This window comes from Pseudomonas sp. IPO3774 (assembly GCF_013386835.1).
GTDB lineage: Bacteria > Pseudomonadota > Gammaproteobacteria > Pseudomonadales > Pseudomonadaceae > Aquipseudomonas.
The window spans coordinates 1-17,442 of sequence record NZ_JACAQY010000060.1 but is presented as its reverse complement, the minus strand read 5'-3'; the positions used below and the strand labels follow the sequence as shown (position 1 = coordinate 17,442).

Below are 17,442 nucleotides of genomic sequence, written 5' to 3'. Positions count from 1 at the left end.
TCAGAACGCGTACTGCACCCGGCTGTAGTAATACCCGCCGGTAAACCCGAACGGCGAATAGCTGCCCCAGTTATCGCCGAACGACGAGTTCTTCACGCCGATGTGATCCGGGTATTTGTCGAACAGGTTCTGCGCACCTACGGCCACCGTCAGCTGTTTGCTGATCGCGTAGGCCACGTCGAGGTCAGTGATCCACTTGGCCGAATACGTGCGGTCCAGGCTCGCGTCGCTGGAGCTGTTGACCTCGGTGTAGGTGCCGTAGCGAGTCAGGCGCAGGTTGACGTCGAAGTCGTGGATCGCCCAGTCGGCGGAGAAGATCATCTTGCTGCTGGGTGAAGTCTTGGTGATCAGTGCCCGTGACTGGCGACCCATCAACTGGAAGTTGCCCAGGGCGGCTAGCTGCGCCGGGGTGTCGTTGACGCTGAGGATCTGCGTGTGGTTGTAGTTCAGCGCCGCCGTCCATTTCACCGAGCCGTAGCGGTCGAGGTTCTGCCGGTAGTTGCCCACCACGTCCACCCCGGAGGTGCGGGTGTTGGCGCCGTTGGTGAAGTACTGTGCGCCCGCCGTGGCCGGTACGCCGATGCTGTCCAGCAGGGAGGCAATGCCCGGGCCCTGGAAGCGTTCGCTGAGCACCAGGCGGTCCCGCAGGTTGATCACGTAGCCGTCCACCGTGAGGCTCAAGTCATCGCTTGGGGTCACGGCGAAACCGAGGCTGAAGTTGGTCGAGCGCTCCGGCTTCAGTGACTTGGCACCCAATGCCTGGGCGCCGGCGGAATCCACCGGCAGGATCACGTAGTTATACGACTGGTACACGCCATTGATGGTGTCGAACCCGGTGGAGCGTGCGGTGAAGATCTCGTTGGCCAGGGACGGTGCGCGAAAGCCGTTGCTCACGGTGCCGCGCAGGGCGAACACCGGGTTGAACGCATACCGCGTGCTGAGCTTGCCGCTGCGGGTACCGCCGACGCCTTCGTTGTAATGTTCGTAGCGTCCGGCCACGCCGACGTACCACTGCTCGGTGGGGTAGAAGCCGAGGTCGACATAGCTGGCGACGCTGTTGCGGCTGACCTTCTGCGCGTCTTCCGGACGGATGCCGTTGGTGACCTGAGCCCCCGGATCGGGACGCTGCCCGGCACGCGGATGGCCTGCCGGGAACACGTAGCCGCCATCGATATAGGAAGCCTCGGAGCCGGCGCGGGTCTCGTAGCTTTCGCGCCGGTGCTCCAGGCCGAACGCCACGTCCAGCGGCTTGGCCAGGCCGATCTCGTAGGTGTTTTTCAGGTCGAGGTTGGTGGTGAGCTGGTCGGCGATGTAGATCCCGGAGGTGAACTTGTTCGGTGTGCTTTCGCCCAGGGACGGGTTCTGGTTGTCGTAGGTGCGCTGCTTGGCGTAGTTGCGCCCGTAGGTGCTGCTCAGGTCCCAACCCCAGCCGCCGCCAAGGTCGTTGCCCTTGGCGCCGAAAGCCGATTGGAAGTCGGTCTCGTTGACCAGCCAGTACGGGCTGTAGCCATCGGGGTATCCATTGGGCCCGGTGGTGATGGTGTTGCGGCCGTTGGGCAGGCGGAAGTTCTGGCCGTCGTTGTTCTCCCGGGTGGCCAGGGTGGAAAACGAGTACAGCGTCAGGTTGTCGTTCAGCGGCAGGTCGAGGTTGTACGCCACATCGCCCAACTGGCTGCGGGGCGAGCCGTAGCCTTTGTAGGTGTGGTGGCTGGAGGTGGCTTCGCGCGGGTCGGGGGAACCGTCCGCCAGCGGGTAGTAATGGCTGCTGTAGCCGTTGCTGCCGGCCTTGTTGTCGCGCTCCTGGTAGCGGGTGTCGAGGGACACGTTGAGCACCCCGGCTTCACCCACCTGGAAGCCATAGTTCAGCGCCTCCTGGCCGGTGCCGCGCTTGCCGTCGTAGTTCTGCCCCAGGGTGGTGTCGGAACTGCCGCCGGTGGTCTGCTTGAGGATGATATTGATCACCCCGGAAATCGCATCCGAGCCGTATTGCGCCGCTGCACCGTCTCGCAGCACCTCTACATGGTCGATGGCAGCCACCGGGATCAGGTCGAGGTCGCTGGGGGCCGCGCCGCTGTTGATGCCGTTGATGTTCAGGGTGGCGCTGGTATGGCGGCGTTTGCCGTTGACCAGCACCAGTACGTGAGAGGCGGTGAGGCCGCGCAAGGTGGCCGAACGCACCACGCCGCTGGCATCCCAGCCGGCGCGGTCGGGCAGGTTGAAGGAGGGGATGAGCTTGCCCAATGCCTCCAGCAAACTCGGCTTGCCCACGGCCCGCAGCTGTTCGCCGCTGATCACATCAATCGGCGTGGGGCTGGTGGTGACGGTGCGTTGTTCGGCGCCACGGTTGCCGGTGACGACGACGGTGTCGAGGGTGGGGGAGCGGTCTTCGGCAGATTCGACGCCGAAGGACGCCAGGCCACACGCCAGCGAGAGCGGCAGGAGTTTCAGATGATTGTACCGGTGTAGCCTTTTACGATGAGCGAGCTTGCTGTGGCCAGGGAGCTTGCTGTGGTGAGGAAGCTTGCTGTGACGAGGGAGCTTGCTGTGGTGAGGGAGCTTGCTCCCGCTGGGCTGCGTAGCAGCCCCAATACCGTCGCCACAGTCTTCCGGGGAAATTGCGGAGTCAGGCTTCAGGGCCGCTGCGCGCCCCAGCGGGAGCAAGCTCCCTCGCAACAAAGGTGCCGTCAGCCAGTTGAATTTTCGCATGAGAGTGGAGCTCCTTGGTCTCGAGTGATGTCCCTGTCAGCGTTTGCGCGCGGCAACCGCTTCGATTTCTACCAGCCCGCCGGGCAATGGCAACGCGACGACTTGCACCGCGGTGCGCGCCGGTTTTTTCGGCTGCTCGGCACTGCCGAAGAACGGTGTGTAGCCTTCCTGCAACCCGGCAAAATCAAGCTTGCCGCCCTTGGCTGGATCGCCCACCAGGAATATCCGCAGCTGCACCACATCTCCCAAATCCAGGCCCTGGCCTTGCAGCACACCCTTGAGCTTGTTGAGGATCGACGTGGTCTGGATGGCCGTGTCGCCATAGGCGGCAAACGAGTCTTTCGGCGCCTTGGGGTCATGCAGGTCGGCCAGCAACCCACTCACAAACAGCAGCTCGGTCTGCGGCGGCACCGACACCGCCAATGAGATCGGGAAGTTCGAGTTCGGCAGCGGCACGCGCTTGATCTCATCGGCGTGGGCGGCAAGGGTGGTGGCGGTCATCAGCAGTCCTGCAAAAAGCGTCTTCATCGGTTCATTCCTTGAGAGAGAAAAGTCAGGCGGCGACGCCCGGTTGCTGGCGTTCGGCATGCCGGCCGATCAGCGAGACGATGCGCCGCGCCGAATCGGCGGCGCTGTTCTGCCAGATGCCGACGCCGCCGTGGGCGAGGGCGTCGCTGGCCAGGTACGTGCGGCCCTGGGGCTCGTTGAGCACGCGGTAGGCGCTTTCGCCGACCTCGTCGTTGACGATCCACGGGCCCTTGCTGTAGCTGACTTTCGACCAGTTGATCGCCACCGGTTTTTGCAGCTTGGCGCTGTGGCCGGGGTGCAACAGCTCCACCGCCTGGCGTGAGGAGGCGAACTGTTCGGCCAGGGATTTCTGGCTGAAGGCCTGAGCCGATTCACTGGTGTTGTAGGCCGCCACCAGAATCCCCTGGGCGCTGTTGAGGCGGTCGCTGGGGTACCACAGGCCTTTGACTTCATGGTCGAGGTACGACAGGCCGCCGTAGATGTTGAAGTCGGTTTCCCAGAAGCGCGGCGCCTGCCAGGCCACCTTGTTGGCCTGGTCGCTTTGCGCGGTCTGGATCGCCTGCTTGAAGGGTGCCGTGAAGTTGGTTGGCAGCTTGGCCAGCAGCGGCAAGGGCACGGTGACAATCGCGTAGTCGGCACTCAGCACCTGGGTCTTGCCGCTGATACGGTCGCGGTAGGTGATCCGGCTGCCTTGCTCCGAGGTCTGGATATCGCTGACTTCGGCGTTGAAGCGCACCGCATCTTTCAGATGCTCGTAGAAGGCATACGGAATACGGTCCATGCCGCCCACCGGCTGGAACATGGTGGAGGAAAACTCCGGGATTTCATCGAACACAAGCGCGCCCCACAGCTTGGGATTGAGCAAGGTCTGCAGCTCCAGCGGCGCGCGGGTCACGCCGGTCTGGTCGCCGGCGCCGGGCACGCGGGTGTAGCCGGAGCGCACCGAACCCTTGTATTGCAGGTCGCCGTTGAGGTCGCCGTACACCTTGAGGAAACTCAGCAGCGCCTTGCGGTCATCCACGCTCAGGTCCTGGTCCAACGCCTTGCGGCTGACTGTGCGGGCCAGCAGTTCCGAGAGTTGGCCGCGGGTGTCGTTGACCGCCTGGCGCAGCTGGAATGCCGGTCGCTGCGTATCCGGCCGGGCCAGGGCGTTGCGGCTGCTGTTGACCAGTACTTGCAACTCCACGCCCAGCTCGCGGCAGTAGCCGAGGATCGTCTGGTGGTGGCTGGGAATACGCGCGGGGCCGGCGTTGAAAAACTGCCCGTCATCAAAGTCGACGGTCTGGCTGACGCCGTCGTCGAAATCGACCTTGGTGCCTCGGCGCAGGGTCCAGTTGCGTCCACCCACCCGGTCGCGGGCTTCCAGGATCGTCACGTTGAACCCGGCCTTGCGCAGCTCATAGGCGCTGACCAGCCCGGAGATCCCGGCGCCGACTACCACCACCTGCTTGCCTTTGCCGGTGCTGCCCAATTGCAGCGGGGTAAAGCTCGATGCCACCGCCTGAGGCGTCAGCCCCAGCGCACCCAATGCGCTGACAGCGGCGGAATAACCGCCCACGGCGGCAATACGGGAAATCAGTTCCCTGCGGGTAAAAGCCATGATTCGCTCCTTGAGATAGCGGTTTGTCAGAGGTCGTAGCGCACGGTCAGCAACAGGGTTCGCGGGTCGTTGACCGAGTAGTAGCGGGCGCCGCTGGAGGGCACGTAGCCCACCGACTGCGGGTAGGCGCGGTCCAGCAGGTTTTTCACTGCCAGGGTGGTGGTCCAGTGGCCGTCGCCGCTGATGTAGCGGGTGTTGGCGTTCCAGAAGGTCTGTTGCGGGATTTCCTGGATGTCGTCGTTCAATGCGTTGGCGTAGGACTTGGTCTGGAACTGCGCATCGGTGCCTGCCAGCCAGGTGCCCGGCAGCCCGGCCGGGATGGTGTAGTTCAGGCCAACGCTTGCATTCCAGCGTGGCGAGAACACCAATTGCTTGCCGTTGGCATCCACCCCGGCACCGCTGGCGTTCTGGAAATCGTCGTACTTGCTTTGCAGGTAGCCGACGTTGGCGGTCAGTTGCAGGTCGCGGCTCAGGGCGGTGAGGGTTTCCAGCTCCACGCCGTAGGTGTGGGCACGGCCGACGTTGGTGCGCAGGCTCACCCCCAGCGCCGGGTCATAGGCGTTGGTTTGCAGGTCTTTGTAGTCGTTGTAGAACAGCGCGACGTTGGCCCGCAGGCGCTGGTCGAAGAAGTCGCCCTTGACCCCGGTTTCCCAGGTGGTCACGTCTTCCGGGGAGAACGCCTGTTCGGCGGCGGCCTGGGTGGGGGCGCGGTTGTCGTAGCCACCGGCCTTGAAACCCTTGGCGACGTAGGCGTATTGGTTCAGGTGCGGGGTCCAGGCGTATTCGAAGCCGATCTTCGGGCTGGTGGACTGCCAGGATTTGCTCGACTCGGCGGTGAAGTTGGTGCCGGTGATTTGCCGGTCGGTGTTGATCGCGTAGTTGGTGAAGTCGAAATTCTTGTGCTCGCGAGTAAAGCGCAGGCCGGCGATCAGCGACAGTTGTTGCGTCAGCTTGTAGGTGCCCTGGCCATACAGCGCATAGCTTTCGGTGTTGGTGGTGCTGTATTGGCCCTGGCCGATCACCCGATTGCGGGCGATGGAATAGGTAAGGTTGTCGCGGTCGGCGTCGAACTTCTCGCGGTACAGGTACACCCCGGTGCTGAAGCTGAAATCGTCGTAGTCGCCGTTGAGCTGGAACTCCTGGGTCGCATAGTTCTGCTTGTACAGGATCAGGTTGTTCTGGATCAGCGCGGCTTGCCCTGAGTTGTCGTAGTCCACCGGTTGGTGGAACGCCGAGTAGGCCGTCACTGATTTGAAGTTCAGGTTGTCACTGATCGCGTAAATCGCCCGCAGTACCGAGCTGCCCTGGTCCAGGCGGTTTTTCGGGTCGAGGCTGCTGTAGCTCTTGAACTTGTCGAAATGCCCGTTGGCGTCGAAAGGCGTGTAGCTGGTGGTGTCGCCCCGGTCGAAGGTACCGGCCAGGGTCAGTTGCACATCCCACGGCGAATCCACCGGCTTGTAGCGCAGCTTGCCGCGGTAGGACTGGATGTCGACGTTGTTTACATCCTTGCCCCGGGTGGGGTCGGAGACGGTGCCGTCGCGGCTCAGGCGGATCGCCGAGAAACTGCCGAACAGCGCGTTGTCCACCAGCGGGCCGCTGATCAGCAGGCGTGCGTTCTGCGCGTCGTAGTTGCCGGCGCCCAGCTCTACAAAACCGCGGGTTTCCTGGGTCGGATCGCGGGTGATCACGCGGATCGCGCCGGCGCTGCTGTTGCGTCCGTACAGGGTGCCCTGGGGCCCGCGCAGCACTTCGACACGCTCCACATCGTTGAAGTCGAGCATCGACGAAATCGCACGCGGGATGTACAGGTCATCGGCATACACGGCGACGGCGGCTTCCTGGATCGGGTCGGTTTCACCGATACCGCGAATGCCGTAGGTCTGCGCGCTGTAGGAGATCGACTGGCGGCTGAGTGTCAGGTTCGGCACCTGGCCCGAGAGGTCGCGCACGCTGTTGATCTGCTTGTCTTCCAGGGCCTTTTCATCAAACGCGGAAATCGCCAGCGGGGTTTTTTGCAGGTCTTCGCTGCGGTGCTCGGCAGTGACGTTGACCACCGGCAGGGCGGCGTCGTCGGCGTGAACGGAAAGGCCGAACAGGGCGAGGGAGATGGCCAGTGCCAGGTGATTGGGTACGGCGGTAGGACTCATGATGGACCCCTGAGGTGGTTGACGGTTTAGGCAAAATTGGGCCTCCACCTGGTCAGGGGTCGGTACTGGATGTAACAGTATTTGTATAAATGCCGGGCGTAAAAGTCCGATTAGTTATAAGTTAATTATAAAAAATAGGTATGTATTGGTTTGAATGTGATGCGTAAGGCTGATGATATTTTTCAGCCGAACAAAAAACAAATGTGGGAGCGGGCTTGCCCGCGAATGCGGTCGCTCAGTCAACATTGATAGTGACTGAAACACCGCATTCGCGAGCAAGCCCGCTCCCACATTTTGATCTCTGTTGGGTTTAGTAACCGCGTTGGGTATCAGCGAGGTTTTCCAGCGGCCGATCACTCAGATACCTTTCCAGATTGCCCAGGAAACTGTCCGCAATGTCATGCCGGCTATTGGTCGAAATCGCCGACGTATGCGGCGACACCCTGACCCTCGGATGCCCATACAACGCATGCCCGTCCGGCAATGGCTCGGGCTCGGTCACATCCAGCGAAGCCAGCCCGATATGGCCGCTGTCCAGCGCCTCCAGCAGTGCCTCATGATCCACCAATCCTCCCCGGGCAATATTGATCAGGTGCAACCCTGGCTTGGCATTCGCCAGCGCCTCCCGATCGACGATATGCCGTGTGGCCTCGGTCAGTGGCGCTGCCAGCACCAGGTGATCGGAACGCGCAAACAGGTCATGGATATCCCGCGCCGCTTCCACACCCTCCACGTCAAACGGCGTGTCAGTTTGGCGTAATGCCACCACCTTGATCCCCAACCCATGAGCCTTCTGCGCCAGGCTGCGGCCAATCGCGCCAAACCCGAGAATCCCCAGGGTGGTGCCCTTGAGCGGGCGCAACGGGGTGAACTGCCACTGGGCATCCTTTACCCAGATATCCGGCAAATGCTTGGCCGCCGCGAAGATTGCCGCCAGGGCGAACTCGGCGAGGTTTTCGGCGGCGCTGCCCCGTGAGGTGCTCACCGGCGGCCCGTTGAACAGCCACCTGGGATAGAAGTCGATGCCCGACGACACCACCTGGATCCACTGCACGCCGTACGGCCAACCCGGTGGCGGTGTGTCCGGCGCGGTGTAGCCGCGCACATTGATCGGCCGGGCCAGCAGGATATTGGCCTGGGCCGGCAAGTCGCTGGGCACACCGGCCGGGACACTGATCACCTCGGCACCGGGGTGGGTGAGGGCCAGGCGCTGGCGGATGACTTGATTGAAATCTTCGTCCAACTGGCTGGCGATAATCACCTGGCTCATGGGCGTTCCTTGTGTCGTTGAGCGAAGACGGCCTTGCCGACGCCTTGCAGCACCGCGTCGTTCTGCGGGGTATGCACGCGGCTGCACAGCACGTCGCGGTAATGCCGCTGCAGTGGGCTGTGTCGGGACAGGCCGGGATTGCCGGACGCCTCGATGGCCAACTCGACGGCACGGATCGCGTTGCCGGTCACCAGGTATTTGATCTGTGCGGCGTGGGCTGCCGGGGTGTGCCCGTCGGCGGCGGCGTCCAGCAGGCTGCGGTTGGCAAACAGCAGAGTGTCGATATGCCCGACGGTCTCCTGAAAGCGCGGCAAGGTCGACAGCGCGGCGCCGAGGTTGGACGGCTTGCGTTGTTCCAGCCAGTCCACCAGCCAGTCGCGCGCGGCCTGGGCCACGGCGTCGTACACCGATGAGAGCAGTACCGACATCCACAGGAACCCGTCACCGTCCAGTTCCGCCTGCGGTGCGCTCCAGGGGCTGACGCTGACCGCGTGGTCCAGCGGCACCAGCACGTTGTCGAACACCACTTCATGGCTGCAGGTGGCGCGCATGCCGAGGTGGTCCCAGGTGTCGATGATGCTGATGCCGGGGCTGTCCCTGGGCACCAGCCAGGCGCCTACCAACGGGTCTTCATCGCTGCTGCGGGCCCACACGCTGAACCAGCTCAGGCCATGGCTGCCGGTGGAGTAGATCTTGCGCCCGCTGATGCGCCAGCCGGCGGCGGTACGCCGGGCGATGGTCGCGGGCAGGCCGCCACGGGCCGGGGTGCCGAGATCGGGTTCGACGCGCAGGGCATTGATCAGCGCCCCATTGCGCACAGCGTCTTCGGCGACCTGGGTGCGCAGGGCGGGCGGCCAGGTTTTGCTGTCTTGCAGGCGCGTGTGTTGCAGGTACTGCATCACCAGGATCAACGCGGTGGACGGCTCGCCCTTGGCAATCGCGCTGATGGCCTTGCGCGCCTGGCTCAGGTTGGCACCGCCACCGCCGAGGGTCTTGGGCACGGTCAGGGCGACAAGGCCGTGTTCGTGCAGCAGCTTGAAGTTGTCGTGGGGGAAGGTGCCGCTTTCATCAACGATGTGTGCAGTGGCGGCGAGCTGGGCGCTGAGGCGTTCCAGCAAGACTTCGAAATTGGCCACTTCCACGGAGCGCAGTGACGGTTGAGAAGAAAGGCTCATGATGGGTGTACTCGTTCAAAATGTGGGAGCGGGCTTGCTCGCGAAAGCGGTGTGTCAGGTTGCACATCCGTTGGCTGATCCACCGCTTTCGCGAGCAAGCCCGCTCCCACATGGGTTATTCGGCGTTTTCGAAGGCGGGTTATATCGGCAGCAACTTGAACTGCCGGTCCCACAACGGGCTGACATCCAGCCGCTCGTTCAATACCCCGGCATTGAAGAACAGGTCCGCCACTTCCTGCTGCGAAGCGATGGCCTGGTCGTTCACCTCGATCACGCTGTAGGGCTGGCTGCGGTTGTTGTACACGTCGAGGAACACGGCCTTGTCCACACCGAGCAACTTCGCCGATTTTTCAGCCCACGGCTCAGGGTTGTTGTTCATCCATTCCAGCGTGCGCGCCTGGCGCTGCAAGTAATCCTGGATCGCCTGTTTGCGCAGCGGGTCTTCCAGGGCAGCGGGGCGGGCGCCGATCAGGTAGTTGCCGGAGAGGTAGCCGAGGGCGGTTTTCAATACCCGGGCGCCGCTGCGGAATTTCGCCAGCTGGATAAACACCCCGTAGATCACCCAGGCGTCCAGCTGGCCACTCTGGAACGCGCTGAAACCGTCCTGTGGCGTGAGTGCCACGGGGGTGATGTCGTTGAAGGTCAGCCCTTGCTCCTTCAAGGCCTTGATCAAGAAGTAGTGCGAGGTGGTGGAGCGCACATAGCCCACACGCTTGCCTTTCAACTGGGCGATGGATTCAATTTTCGACTCCTTGGGAATCAGGATCACCTGGTTATTCACGTCACCTTGCAGCACCGCAATCAGCTTCGGCTCGCGGTGGCTCTGGATCGAGAAGATCGGCGGGATCTCGCTCATGCCGCCAATGTCCAGGCTGCCGGAGGCCAGCGCTTCGACGATCAGGTTGCCGCCGGCGAACTCGGCGTAGTCGACTTTATAGGGCGTGTTGGAAGTGCCGGCGTCGTCGGTGAAGTACGAGTCCTGGCCACGGTAGGTGGCGACGGCCAGGGTCAGGTCCGAGAGCTTCGCAGGTGCAGCGAAAGCCCGGGGCACCAGCGAGGCGAGGCCCAGCGCGCCAAGGGCAATCGAACTGGCACCCAGGAAGCCGCGACGATTGAACTGTCCGTGTTTGATCGTGTTCGTCATGGTCGTGCCCTGGTCAGATGGCGATCTGCGTTGGTTGAGTTTCGAACGGGGTGCTGTAGCGGTTCGCCGGCACGTCCAGGCCAAGGTTTTCCCGCAGGGTGGCGCCGCTGTATTCGCTGCGCAACAGCCCGCGTTGTTGCAGCACCGGCACTACCAGCTCGGTGAAGTACTGCAAGCCGTCCGGCAGCAGTGAATTGATGATGAAGCCGTCGGCCGCGCCGGCTTCGAACCAGGTCTGGATCGCGTCGGCGACCTGCTCCGGGGTACCGACAAAATCGCGCTTGGGCCGGGAGAACCGCAGGGCCACTTCCCGCAGGGTCAGGCGTTCATCGCGGGCCAGTTGCTTGATGCGGTCGGAGCCGCCTTTCTGGCTGTTGGAGCCCAGGTCGCCGAGTTCCGGGAAGGGTTCGTCCAGCGGGTACTTGCTGAAATCGTGGTCGTTGAACGGGCGGCCCAGGGCGACGATTGCGTCCTCGACGGTCACCAGCTCAACAGCTTGCTGATAGCGGCTTTCCACCTCGGCTTCGTCGCGGCCAACAATCGGCCGGATGCCCGGCAGGATCGACAACTGATCAGCATCACGGCCAAAACTGCGGGCGCGTTTCTTCAAGTCCTGGGCGTAGGCTTTGGCTTCGTCGAAGGTCTCGGCATGGACAAAAATCGCGTCGCTGTTTTCGGCGGCAAAATTGCGCCCGTCCTCGGAAGTGCCCGCCTGGAAAATCACCGGCTGGCCCTGGCGCGAGCGGGCGATATTCAGCGGGCCCTTGACCGAGAAAAACTCGCCTTTGTGTTCCAGTGCATGCAGCTTGCCAGGGGTGAAAAATTCGCCGCTTTGCTTGTTGTACGCAAAGGCATCGTCTTCCCAGGAATCCCACAGGCCCTTGACCACATTTACGTGCTCCCTGGCGATGCGGTAGCGCACGGCGTGGGGCGGGTGCTCGGCCTTGCCGAAGTTGTCGGCGGTGCCGCTGAGCCACGAAGTCACCACGTTCCAGCCGGCGCGGCCGCCGCTGATGTGGTCCAGGGAGGCGAACTGGCGCGCCACCTGGAACGGTTCGGTGTAGCTCACGGTGACGGTCGCCACCAGGCCGATGTTCGAGGTCAGGGCCGCCAGGGCCGAAAGAATGGTCAGCGGCTCAAAACGGTTGAGGTAGTGCGGGCTGGATTTTTCATGGATATGCAGGCTGTCGGCGATGAACACGAAGTCGAACTTCGCGCCTTCGGCCAGTTGCGTCTGATGCTTGTAGAACCCGAAGTTGACGCTGGCATTGGGTTGCGCCTGCGGGTGGCGCCATTCGCCCCAGCCGTGACCGACGCCGTGCACCATGGCACCGAGTTTCAGTTGGCGTTTGCTCATGTTCTCTCTCCTTTTAGCGGGAAGCCTGGGTAAGCGGGGCACGTTTGGCGTTGAAGCTTTTGTCGAAGCCTTGGGAGACGTCGATGTGTTTGGTCAGCAGGCCTTCGTCCTGATAGATGTCGGCGGTGGTTTGCAGGCCGCTGATCACCGAGTCGTCAATCGTCACCGGTTGCATATGGGTGGCGTTGGCCACGGCTACGTGCACCTCCAGCGGCAAGCCGGTGATTTTGGCCATGGCGGCGGCGAACGCCTGCGGGTGATCGTTGCTCCAGCGGTAGGCGCGGTCGACCCGGGCCACGAAGTCGTCCAGCTGCACGCGCTTGTCGGCAATTGCCTTGCTGGTGGCGGCGAGGTACAGGTGATTGCTCAGCAGGTTGTTGCCGCTGGCAAGGACCCTTGCCTGGCTCTGGCTGGTGACCACGGTGGTATAGGGGTCCCAGGTCGACCAGGCATCGGCGGTGCCGTTATCCAGCACCAGCCGTGACTCGCTGGGCAGCAGGAAGATGAACTGCACGTCGTGGGTGGAAAGGCCGGCGCTGCGCAGCGCCTTGATCGCCAGGAAGTGCCCGATGGAGCCGCGGGTGGTGACGATGCGCTTGCCCTTGAGGTCGGCAAGATCGTGGATCGGGGAGTCTTTCGGAACAATCAGCGCGGTGGTGTTGCGGCCTTCGGCGTGGATGATGCTCACCACCTTCAGCGGTGCTCCGGCACCGAGGGCGAACACGTAGGGCGCGTCCCCCAGCGCGCCGATGTCCACGGCTCCGGCGTTGAGGGCTTCGCCCAGCGGTGCGGCGGCGGGGAACTCGGACCACTGGATTTCGTAGGGCACATCCCGGGTTTCGCCGGCGACTTCCAGCAGCGCCTTGATGGTGGATTTCTGGTTGGCCACTCGCAGGGGCTGCAGGTCGGCGGCCTGGCAAGTCGCACCCAGGGTGAGGGCGGCCAGTAAAAGGGCAAGGGTAAAGCGCATCAGGCGGGCTCCAGGCTAGGTCTTGCGTTCAGTCGCCTCCGCCTGGAGAAGGGGTCGGCTGGTAGTGGGAAGAGGAGCGAGCGGGCTCGCTCCTGGGGGTGTTCAGATCACATAAAACCCGTGGGTGCCGTCGCGGGCCAGCTGGTCCACCAGGCCGAACTCCCAGTCGAGGTAGGCCTGCATGGCTTCCTTCGGATTGTCGGTGCCTTCGTACGGGCGGCGGTAGCGGTCGATGCGCGGTGAAGCGAGGCGGGTCTCGCCTTCCTCCAGCGGCAGTTGCGCGGCGATCCAGCTGGCAGTGCCGTCCTGCAGCAGGAACACGGGCTTGCCGGTCAGCGCTTCGACTTGCGCCACCGCGAGGCGCGCCAGCTGGCTGCTGCCACAGGTCAACACGTAGCGTTCGGCAGCAGGCACCTTGCGCAAGGCTTCGGGCAACTGCCCGCGCAACGCCCACCAGGCACCGGGAATGTGGCGCTTGACGTAGTTGGCGCTGGCGGTGAAATCCAGTACTGCGGTGTCGCCATGAGCCTGCCATTCGGCGAGGGTGTGCGGGCTGATGAGTTCGGCCTGTTGCGGCGCCGGGACGGGGGCAACCCAGGCCCCCGGTTCGCTGAAGTGCGCAGGTTGCAGGTCATCCAGCACATGCACTTCCCAACCCAGTTGTGCGAGCCAGGACGCAGACATATTGGCCCGCACGCCGTCGTCATCCACCAGTACCAGCCGGGCGCCGCGTACGCTGGCGACGTGATCGGTTTCCTGCACCAGTTGGCCGCCCGGTGTGGAGCGCGAGCCGGGCAGGTGGCCGGCTTCGAATTCTTCCGGGGTGCGTACGTCGAACAGGTAAGTGGTGCGCGTCGCTTCCTGCTGCCAGCGTTGCAGGTCGGCGAGGGTGGCGCGGCCTACGCGGGCCTTGTCGGCGACTTGGCGGGCGTCCCTGGCGGCGATCTGGCGGTGTTCTTCCGAGGTCGGCGCGAAGCGTCGAGCCTGGCCGTGTTGCAGCTTCTGCCCGGCCAGGGTCCAGCCGATGGTGCCGTTGCGCAGGGCAGACACCGGGTTGGCGATGCCGGCATTGATCAGCGACTGGGTGCCGATGATGCTGCGGGTACGCCCGGCGCAGTTGACGATAATGCGCGTGGCCGGGTCCGGTGCCAGCTCACGGGCGCGCAGCACCAGTTCGGCGCCGGGCACGCTGATGCCGGTGGGAATGCTCATGGTCTGGTATTCATCGAAGCGGCGGGCGTCGAGCACCACCACGTCGGCGTTGCTGTCGAGCAACGCCTGCACTTCTTCAGCCGCCAGCGACGGTGTGTGGCGCTGGCTTTCCACCAACTCGCCAAAGGATTTGCTTGGCACGTTGACGTCGATAAACAGCTCGCCACCGGCGCTGCGCCAACCGTCCAGGCCGCCTTCCAGCAGGCTGACCTCGGTATAGCCGAGCGCCTGCAAGCGCTGGGCGGCGATCTGTGCCAGGCCTTCACCGTTGTCGTACACCGTCACCTGGGTATCCCGGCGTGGGATGCGTGAATACACTTCCAGTTCCAGTTTCGACAGCGGGATATTCGCGGCGAACAGCGGGTGGGATTCGGCGAAAGGCGCTTCCTCGCGCACATCCACAAGGGCGACTTCTTCACGGTCCAGCAGGGCCTGGCGAATCTGGGCGAAGCTGCGGTTCGATACAGTCATGGGGCAGGGCTCTCTTTGGACAGGGCGTCTTTGGACAAATCCCAGATGTTCGGGAGAAAAGCGTTGGAATAACCGGAGATAAACAGTTTCTCGCTGCCGTCCGGCTGGTACACGGCGCGGCGCACCGCACCGATGTTGGCGCCATACACATGAATGCTGATGGACACCTGGTCACGGAAGGCATTGCTGACTTGATGGATGTCACCGATCTTCGGCGACACGGCTTCCACCTGGCCGGGTTCCAGCTGGATGCGCTTGCCGTCGGCGACCAGTGCGCCCTCGGCGTTACGCTCAAAGCCCTGGGAATACTCGGAACCGCGCAGCATGCCGATCAGCCCCCACACGCGATGGTCATGGATCGGCGTGGTCTGCCCCGGCCCCCACACAAAGCTGACGATGCTGAAGCGCTGGCGCGAATCGGCGTGCAGCAGGAATTGCTGATAACGCTCGGGGTCGGGTTGGGCAAACTCGTCCGGCAGCCAGTCATCGTGGCTGACCAGTTGCGCCAGCAGCTTGCCGCCGCGGTGCAGCAAGTCGCCTTCGCGAGGGTTGCCGTCGATCAATTCCGCCAGGGCGCCAATGAATGCTCTGAGTCTCTCCGGGTGTCGGGCCTGGGTCATGACAATTCCATCGTGGGTGGTTCGTGGTGATGGGTTTATCTAAGCATAATGTTTATAGTTAATATGCTATTTTTTAATGATTAGGTTATAGCGGAAAGTAATTTAGAACCGGTTTGAATAGCGTTAGACGTTATCGATCCGGGGGTTGGGCTATCCAGCCACCGTTTATGGAACTATGCTTTTCACACATCTTAATGACTGTTCTCTATGTGCGGCCCAAATGAAAATTGACGATATCGATGCCTTTGTCGAAGTGATTCGTTGCCAGTCCATCAGCCATGCCGCCGAGTCGCTGCAACTGACCCAGCCGGCCATTACCCGTCGCGTGCAGAACTTCGAGCAGGCGCTGGGGGTGGAGTTGTTCGACCGCAACACCAAGCCGCTCAAGCCTACTTTGATCGGTACGCGGGTGTATGAACAGTGCCGTTCGATCCTTCGGGAAATGGACGCCCTGCGTGAACTGGTGGCCACCGACGCGCCGCCCACCGGCCTGCTGCGCCTGGGGGTGCCGCAGACCATTGGCGACGTGGTGTTGCTGGACGCCCTCAAGCACCTGCGCAGTGAATTCCCCGAGCTGCGGGCCCAGGTGGCTACCGGCTGGGGCAGCCAACTGGTGGGCAAGATCGAGCGCGGCGAACTGGACGCGGCGGCGGCGCTGTTTCCGGCGGGCAAGATCTTCCCGGACAACATCGTCGGCGAGTCCATCGGCAAGATGGAACTGGTGGTGGTGTGTGCCAAGGCCCAACTGCCGAAGAAGCCCTGCAAGCTGGCGGACGTGTACCAGAATGGCTGGATCCTGAACCCGGATGGCTGCGGTTTCCGTGCCGGGTTGCAACGCACCCTGTCGGACCAGGGCCTGGCGTTGCGGGTCAACCTGGAGACCTTCGGCACCGAGCTGCAACTGGGCCTGGTGGCTGACGGCCTGGGCCTCGGCCTGGTGCCACGCCCGCTGCTGGAGCGCAGCGCCCATCGCGATCAACTGGCGGCCATGCCACTGAAGGACTTCAAGCCGGTGATGGACCTGTGGCTGATCTACCCGCATTTCCTGGGCAACCTGCAAGGGCCGGTGGACGCGTTTGGCAAGCTGGTGGCGGCGTCGTTGCACAAGGTGCGCAATGCGGCATGATATGAAAAAAAATAATAATTAGCTTAGATTAAAATGTGCTTTTTATTATTTTTGGTCATCCCCTAGGCTTGCCTGGAAGTCCTTAAGGCCATCCAGGAAGTTTTGCCATGAGCAGCGTCACCTCGATCTCCAGTGTCTCGAACAACGTCCGCCAGCGGGTTACCCCGGAAGAGTGGGAGGTGCGCGTTAAACTTGCGGCGGCCTATCGGCTGGCGGCCTTGTACAAGTGGACCGACCACATCTACACGCACTTCTCCGCCCGGGTGCCGGGGCCTGAGGAGCATTTCCTGATCAACGCCTACGGGCTGTTGTTCGATGAGATCAGCGCTTCGAATCTGGTCAAGGTGGATATCGACGGCACGATTGTCGATGACCCTACGGGCCTGGGGATCAACTATGCGGGCTATGTGATCCACAGCGCTATCCATGGGGCTCGCCACGATTTGCAGGCCGTGCTGCATACGCATACGCGGGACGGTATTGCGGTGTCGGCGCAGAAGGACGGGTTGTTGCCGATCTCCCAGCATTCCATCGGGTTTTCCGGGCGCGTTGCGTACCACGGGTATGAAGGTGTGGCCCTTGACCTGGATGAGCGTGAGCGGTTGGTGGCGGACCTGGGGGACAAGAGTGTGATGATCTTGCGCAACCATGGATTGCTGACGGCGGGGGTGAGTGTGGAGCATGCGTTCCAGCAGCTGCAGGGGCTGGAGCGGGCGTGCAATATCCAGATTGCGGCGCAGGCGGGGGGAAATGCCGAGTTGATCTTTCCGCCGGCGGAGGTGGTGGCCAAGGTGGAGAAGCAGGCAGAAGTGTTCAAGAGCGGGGATGGGCCGGGGGTGGCGCGGCACTGGAATGCGTTGATTCGGCAATTGGAGCGTACGGATACTGATTACAAACTTTGACGTTGTGGGTTTGGTATTTTCGCTTGGTTGTGGGTGTATATCCGTTATTTGGGTGATGGCCGCCATTGGTTCCGCTCTTACAGCGGCTCACTTTTGAACAGCGCAAAAGTAAGCAAAACGCTCTTTCCCCACCACTCGGCACCTCGCCTAGGCTCGGTGTGCCCTCACTCCGGCATTACTCCGCGGGCCGCCGCGACGGGGCGTCCCTGCCCCG

At 62.9% G+C, this 17,442-nt stretch carries 13 protein-coding genes; 2 read left to right on the top strand and 11 right to left on the bottom strand.

Annotation, left to right across the window (positions count from 1 at the left end):
• The 11 genes from HYE77_RS27410 to HYE77_RS27360 all read right to left on the bottom strand — a co-directional run bounded on the left by HYE77_RS27410 (position 1) and on the right by HYE77_RS27360 (position 15,200).
• Complete coding sequence (locus tag HYE77_RS27410; protein ID WP_256347499.1) at positions 1-2,706, bottom strand: TonB-dependent siderophore receptor; 2,706 nt, start codon at positions 2,704-2,706, stop codon at positions 1-3.
• Between the two features lie 36 nt (positions 2,707-2,742).
• Positions 2,743-3,234 (bottom strand): RidA family protein, encoded by a 492-nt coding sequence (locus HYE77_RS27405; protein ID WP_003211308.1) that lies wholly within the window; start codon positions 3,232-3,234, stop codon positions 2,743-2,745.
• Between the two features lie 25 nt (positions 3,235-3,259).
• Positions 3,260-4,834, bottom strand: coding sequence for an FAD-dependent oxidoreductase (locus HYE77_RS27400; protein ID WP_177069967.1), 1,575 nt, complete (start codon positions 4,832-4,834; stop codon positions 3,260-3,262).
• 26 nt (positions 4,835-4,860) lie between these two features.
• Positions 4,861-6,981, bottom strand: coding sequence for a TonB-dependent receptor (locus HYE77_RS27395; RefSeq protein ID WP_177069965.1), 2,121 nt, complete (start codon positions 6,979-6,981; stop codon positions 4,861-4,863).
• Positions 6,982-7,291: 310 nt separating this feature from the next.
• The gene (locus HYE77_RS27390; protein WP_003211305.1) at positions 7,292-8,251 is read right to left on the bottom strand and encodes a D-isomer specific 2-hydroxyacid dehydrogenase family protein; all 960 of its coding nucleotides are present in this window, start codon (positions 8,249-8,251) and stop codon (positions 7,292-7,294) included.
• Entirely contained in the window at positions 8,248-9,426 is a 1,179-nt protein-coding gene (locus HYE77_RS27385; RefSeq protein ID WP_177069963.1) for an acyl-CoA dehydrogenase family protein, read from the bottom strand. Before HYE77_RS27385 ends, HYE77_RS27390 begins: the two co-directional genes overlap by 4 nt.
• Positions 9,427-9,565: 139 nt before the next feature.
• On the bottom strand, positions 9,566-10,570 hold the full coding sequence (locus tag HYE77_RS27380; RefSeq protein ID WP_003211303.1) for an ABC transporter substrate-binding protein: 1,005 nt from the start codon (positions 10,568-10,570) through the stop codon (positions 9,566-9,568).
• Positions 10,571-10,583: 13 nt separating this feature from the next.
• Entirely contained in the window at positions 10,584-11,927 is a 1,344-nt protein-coding gene (locus tag HYE77_RS27375) for an LLM class flavin-dependent oxidoreductase (RefSeq protein ID WP_008434605.1), read from the bottom strand.
• Positions 11,928-11,940: 13 nt separating this feature from the next.
• Positions 11,941-12,897 carry an ABC transporter substrate-binding protein gene (locus tag HYE77_RS27370; RefSeq protein ID WP_177069960.1) on the bottom strand — a complete coding sequence of 319 codons (957 nt, stop codon included), beginning with the start codon at positions 12,895-12,897 and terminating at the stop codon, positions 11,941-11,943.
• A gap of 102 nt (positions 12,898-12,999) precedes the next feature.
• Entirely contained in the window at positions 13,000-14,580 is a 1,581-nt protein-coding gene (locus HYE77_RS27365) for a rhodanese-related sulfurtransferase (protein WP_177019919.1), read from the bottom strand.
• A complete protein-coding gene (locus HYE77_RS27360) occupies positions 14,577-15,200 on the bottom strand; it encodes a cysteine dioxygenase (protein ID WP_177069958.1) in 624 nt (207 codons plus the stop codon). Before HYE77_RS27360 ends, HYE77_RS27365 begins: the two co-directional genes overlap by 4 nt.
• 220 nt (positions 15,201-15,420) lie before the next feature.
• Here HYE77_RS27360 and HYE77_RS27355 point away from each other — a divergent pair, with 220 nt between their 5' ends.
• The gene (locus HYE77_RS27355; protein ID WP_008434597.1) at positions 15,421-16,326 is read left to right on the top strand and encodes a LysR family transcriptional regulator; all 906 of its coding nucleotides are present in this window, start codon (positions 15,421-15,423) and stop codon (positions 16,324-16,326) included.
• 107 nt (positions 16,327-16,433) lie between these two features.
• The gene (locus tag HYE77_RS27350; RefSeq protein WP_063031004.1) at positions 16,434-17,228 is read left to right on the top strand and encodes a class II aldolase/adducin family protein; all 795 of its coding nucleotides are present in this window, start codon (positions 16,434-16,436) and stop codon (positions 17,226-17,228) included.
• Positions 17,229-17,442 lie beyond the last annotated feature (214 nt).

What these genes read in the sequence shown, in the direction of transcription:
- HYE77_RS27410 (WP_256347499.1), bottom strand. Translation starts at nt 2,706, where the DNA reads ATGCGAAAATTCAACTGGCTGACGGCACCTTTGTTGCGAGGGAGCTTG.
- HYE77_RS27405 (WP_003211308.1), bottom strand. Translation starts at nt 3,234, where the DNA reads ATGAAGACGCTTTTTGCAGGACTGCTGATGACCGCCACCACCCTTGCC.
- HYE77_RS27400 (WP_177069967.1), bottom strand. Translation starts at nt 4,834, where the DNA reads ATGGCTTTTACCCGCAGGGAACTGATTTCCCGTATTGCCGCCGTGGGC.
- HYE77_RS27395 (WP_177069965.1), bottom strand. Translation starts at nt 6,981, where the DNA reads ATGAGTCCTACCGCCGTACCCAATCACCTGGCACTGGCCATCTCCCTC.
- HYE77_RS27390 (WP_003211305.1), bottom strand. Translation starts at nt 8,251, where the DNA reads ATGAGCCAGGTGATTATCGCCAGCCAGTTGGACGAAGATTTCAATCAA.
- HYE77_RS27385 (WP_177069963.1), bottom strand. Translation starts at nt 9,426, where the DNA reads ATGAGCCTTTCTTCTCAACCGTCACTGCGCTCCGTGGAAGTGGCCAAT.
- HYE77_RS27380 (WP_003211303.1), bottom strand. Translation starts at nt 10,570, where the DNA reads ATGACGAACACGATCAAACACGGACAGTTCAATCGTCGCGGCTTCCTG.
- HYE77_RS27375 (WP_008434605.1), bottom strand. Translation starts at nt 11,927, where the DNA reads ATGAGCAAACGCCAACTGAAACTCGGTGCCATGGTGCACGGCGTCGGT.
- HYE77_RS27370 (WP_177069960.1), bottom strand. Translation starts at nt 12,897, where the DNA reads ATGCGCTTTACCCTTGCCCTTTTACTGGCCGCCCTCACCCTGGGTGCG.
- HYE77_RS27365 (WP_177019919.1), bottom strand. Translation starts at nt 14,580, where the DNA reads ATGACTGTATCGAACCGCAGCTTCGCCCAGATTCGCCAGGCCCTGCTG.
- HYE77_RS27360 (WP_177069958.1), bottom strand. Translation starts at nt 15,200, where the DNA reads ATGACCCAGGCCCGACACCCGGAGAGACTCAGAGCATTCATTGGCGCC.
- HYE77_RS27355 (WP_008434597.1), top strand. Translation starts at nt 15,421, where the DNA reads ATGAAAATTGACGATATCGATGCCTTTGTCGAAGTGATTCGTTGCCAG.
- HYE77_RS27350 (WP_063031004.1), top strand. Translation starts at nt 16,434, where the DNA reads ATGAGCAGCGTCACCTCGATCTCCAGTGTCTCGAACAACGTCCGCCAG.